Below are 698 nucleotides of genomic sequence, written 5' to 3' on the forward strand. Positions count from 1 at the left end.
TGTCTCCATGAACGCCATCTGCTCAAGGTGAATATCGCTTTTGATTTTGACGGAGTAGCTTTTTGATTTTGCTCCTTCTTTGTAGCACCCTTCTTTGAGCGGACAGTGTTTACAGCGCTCTACATCGAAGTAATATGTTTCAACCTGCGTATTCGATCCATTCTTGGCTTTTTTCTGACCTCCCCGCGCTTTACGGATTGCCTGATGTCCAGCTGGGCAAACGTACATTCCGGCATCTTTGTTGAATTCGAATTTGTTTTCTTCTCTGCGTGTTCCATGAGTCACCGTGGCATTGAGCCTGGCAGCGAGTTTAATTCCGTTCTCTTGGGTGAATTCGAGGTTGTCTTTTTCTGCATAAGCACCGTCTCCGACGACCGCTTCGACTTCAATTCCATTCTCACGACTTTTTGCGATGAGTTCTTCCAGCTGTTTTCCATCGTGTTTTTCTCCGGAAGTGATCGCCGCTGCAGTGATGATTCTTTCGGGTGTCATAGCCAAATGGCTTTTGAAGCCGAAGAAGGAGGAGTCCGCAGTTTTATGTCCAACTCTGGCATCCTGTTCCTTCGAGTACTCAAGCTCAACGGAAATTTCGTCCATCGCTTCTTGAAGGTAATGAATTCTTTCGGCGACAGCCGGCACCTGAGCCAGCTGCGGATTGTTCTGAATAGCCTGAATCACCTCTTCGCAATAGGAAACGG

1 protein-coding gene is annotated in these 698 nt (G+C 47.4%); it reads right to left on the bottom strand.

The features are described 5' to 3' along the window. Positions 1 to 597: transposase (locus Afil_RS10685; protein WP_230268539.1), on the bottom strand; the 597-nt coding region annotated here is incomplete at its 3' end. Positions 598 to 698 lie beyond the last annotated feature (101 nt).

The sequence above is a fragment of the Allobaculum fili genome (assembly GCF_020969955.1).
In the GTDB taxonomy this organism is placed as follows: Bacteria; Bacillota_I; Bacilli_A; order Erysipelotrichales; family Erysipelotrichaceae; genus Allobaculum; species Allobaculum fili.